Below are 929 nucleotides of genomic sequence, written 5' to 3'. Positions count from 1 at the left end.
CCCCGCCGACACATGACGTCGGCGGGGCTCGGTCGTTCGTCACTCCGCCGCGAGCGCCTCGACGGGGGCCACGCGGGTGGCGAGTCGGGTGGGTGCTGCGGCGGCGACCAGCGTCAGCACAGCCGTGGCGGCGACGATGATCGCGATCGGCAGCCAGGGCACGTGCGGCGCGACGAGCCCCGCCGGCTCGAAGTCGGGCAGGGTCGGCGTCGAACCGAGCAGTGACTGCGCCGCGACCCAGCCGTACACGATGCCGAGAACCAGGCCGGTGATCGTCGCGGCGACGGTGATGTGCGTCGCCTCCAACAGCACCATGCGGCGGACCTGCCGGTTCGAGAGGCCGATCGAGCGCAGCAGACCGAGCTCGCGGCGACGCTGCACGACGCCGATCGTGAGGAGATTGACCAGCCCCACCGCGGCGATCACCGCCGAGACGGCGACGAGCAGCATCATGATCGCGGCGAAGGCGTCGAACGGCGCGAAGAACTCGTCGGGGATCGATCCCTCCGACTGGCCGATCAGCATCTGCTTGACCGACTCCAGCGCCACCGCGAACATCGTCACGAGCGTGACCCCCATGACGACGCCGATCGCCATGCGTGACGACCGCTCCGGGTGACGCAGAGCGTTCTCCGCGGCCAGACGGGCGGTGGCGCTGGATCCGAACAGACGCCCGACCAGCCGCAGCACCGGCGGCATGAAGAGCACGGCGCCGACCGCCAGACCCGTGAACGACAGCAGGCCGCCGAAGAACGCGACGACGACGCCGAGCGGGTGCACCAGCCCGAGCACCACGCCGCCCGCGAGCAGCAGCGCGCCTGCCACGAGCAGCACCCACGCGCCGATGTGACGGCCTGGTCGCGACACCTCATCGTGCGTCCGCTCGACCGAGCCTCCGATCGCCTGCAGCGGGGTGACCGCGAGGACCC

Annotated in this window: 1 protein-coding gene; it reads right to left on the bottom strand. The window is 71.6% G+C overall.

Annotation, left to right across the window (positions count from 1 at the left end; all coding sequences use genetic code 11):
* Positions 1-39 precede the first annotated feature (39 nt).
* Positions 40-929 (bottom strand): ABC transporter permease (locus RTM68_RS14945; RefSeq protein ID WP_312172370.1); only part of this gene is annotated, 890 nt, incomplete at its 5' end.

The organism is Microbacterium sp. (assembly GCF_031988965.1).
Classification (GTDB): Bacteria; Actinomycetota; Actinomycetes; order Actinomycetales; family Microbacteriaceae; genus Microbacterium.
The sequence above is the reverse complement of the archived record's forward strand: the minus strand, read 5'-3'. Positions and strand labels throughout refer to the sequence as shown.